General features: G+C 49.9%; 1 pseudogene. It reads right to left on the bottom strand.

The features are described 5' to 3' along the window. Nucleotides 1-675 precede the first annotated feature (675 nt). A pseudogene (locus BG32_RS15860) lies at nt 676-909 on the bottom strand (glycerol-3-phosphate acyltransferase); the annotation flags it as partial.

The raw sequence follows: 909 nt of genomic DNA, 5'->3' as shown, positions 1-909 counted from the left end.
CCCGTAAAGTTCGCCCTGAATCCACTCACTTTGTCATCCCGCAGCGCTCCTGTGCGGGATCTCCCATCAAAGACCCGCTTTTCGCTGATCGCTGGACGCTTGCTAAAATACGCTGATCACTGCTGAAGACTACGTTGTCCGTCAACTGTCCTCCGACAAGAGGACCGGTTCTTCGTTCCGACGCTACGCGTCCAGGTTCATGGAAAAAAGATGTGAGAGGGCAGAGGTAAGAGGCTTGAAGACATGAGATCCCGTGCAGTTTGCCTGAACAGAGACCCCAAACAGGAGCATATTGGGGCAAGCTTCAGGGCAGGCTCCTTGGAATGGCAACGAATGCTTGTTCCGAAAGCGTCTAAATCCGTCAGCTGAACTTGTTTCAGCATCTAGGTCATGGTTTTTTGACCTTATTCAAGAACGAAAAACAAATCCTCGCTCTGGAACCAAGGATAAGCTCTCTTCGACAAACGAAGAACCGCCCTTAATGCTCTTCCAAAGGGCGGGTCATTCTCTGGGATGGACGAAAACGGTTTTTCAGCAGCGATCTGCAATCCACAGCAATCGCCTTGCGGATTTTTACTACGAAGTCGGAACTGGCCTTTACGAAGCAAGGACTGGTCGCACTTAGCGCGACTGGCGATCACGAGCAGCTTTTCACAGATGCATCCAGGAAACTGCCTAACGATTTTTTATTTCGTTGCGTTTCCGCTTGAAGGCAGCGATGAGATCGGTTTTTCTTTCCTCACCTCTAAAGAGGGCCACAACGTTTTTTCTGTGTCTGAAAAGTGAGAGTCCGAAGAAGGCTAGCATCCATAGGCCAACCGCATACCCCTCTGTGAGAAAGAGTATTCCGGAGAGGATAGCCAGAGCCAAGAGTGATCCGAGAGAAACGTATTGGGTAACGAGAACAAT

Origin of the sequence: Mesotoga sp. HF07.pep.5.2.highcov (genome assembly GCF_003666285.1) — a bacterium.
Taxonomy (GTDB): domain Bacteria; phylum Thermotogota; class Thermotogae; order Petrotogales; family Kosmotogaceae; genus Mesotoga; species Mesotoga prima.
Note: the sequence above shows the minus strand (reverse complement) of the source record. Positions and strands in the feature narration are given on the sequence as shown.